At 48.6% G+C, this 990-nt stretch carries 2 protein-coding genes; both read right to left on the reverse strand.

The window, feature by feature from the left end:
- A partial coding sequence (locus B3Z75_RS11095; protein ID WP_294071572.1) for an NAD(P)-binding domain-containing protein occupies nucleotides 1-479 on the reverse strand: 479 nt, incomplete at its 3' end.
- A gap of 22 nt (nucleotides 480-501) precedes the next feature.
- The coding region (locus B3Z75_RS11100; RefSeq protein ID WP_294071574.1) for a PfkB family carbohydrate kinase at nucleotides 502-990 on the reverse strand (489 nt) is incomplete at its 5' end.

Raw genomic sequence — 990 nt, forward strand, 5'->3', positions numbered from 1 at the left:
GACTGAAAGATCTCTTTCACGTGCGGCCACGCTTCGGGTGATCCCCCCGGCATCATCGACGGGCCTTTCAATGCTCCCTCTTCACCACCGGAAACACCGGTACCCACATAGAGCAATCCTTTGCTTTCCACCTGTTTTGTCCTGCGCATCGTATCGGGGAAATGGCTGTTTCCACCATCGATAATGATGTCGCCCGGCTCGAGCAGCGGGATCAGTAATTCAATGAAATCATCTACCGGCTTGCCCGCTTTTACCAGCATCATCACTTTGCGTGGCCTTTCAATGGAAGCCACAAATTCCTCGAGTGAGTGGGCTCCGATAAAGTTTTTGCCTTTGCCTCTCCCTGCCAGAAAGTCGTCCACTTTGGCAACTGTCCTGTTAAAGACAGCCACAGTATAGCCCTTACTTTCCATATTCAGGACCAAATTCTCACCCATTACGGCCAATCCGATCAATCCAATATCTGCTTTTTCTTTCATAAGTTATTGTTTGTTCTTTTGATTATCTTTTTACGCGTGCGTTACCTTTCCAGATACTCCAGATCACCTCTTCGTCGGCCGGTTGCGCATAGTCGGTCAGGAAGGTTGTTGCCAGAGCGCCACTTGCCCATGCAAACTGAATCCATTTTTCGGGAGACATCTCTTTGAGGATGCTGTAGAGCAGTCCGCCCACAAATCCATCGCCCCCGCCAATGCGATCCATCACATTGATGGTGCGCAGAGGAGCTTCATGCCATGTTCCATTTTCATAAACAATGGCTCCCCAGAGATGTTCATTGGCACTGATTACTTCACGAAGTGTATTTGCAAAGACCGACACATTCGGGAATGTGTTTTTCGCGTTTAAAATCATTCCCTTAAAGGCATGCATGGTGTCTCCGATATTTTCACCCCCTGCTTTGGGACCTTCAATACCAAGGCAAAGTTGAAAATCCTCTTCGTTTCCGATAAGGATATCGGAGAGGGAAGCTATTTCGGTGAACGCCTCGTG

This window comes from Proteiniphilum sp. UBA1028 (assembly GCF_002316955.1).
GTDB lineage: Bacteria > Bacteroidota > Bacteroidia > Bacteroidales > Dysgonomonadaceae > Proteiniphilum.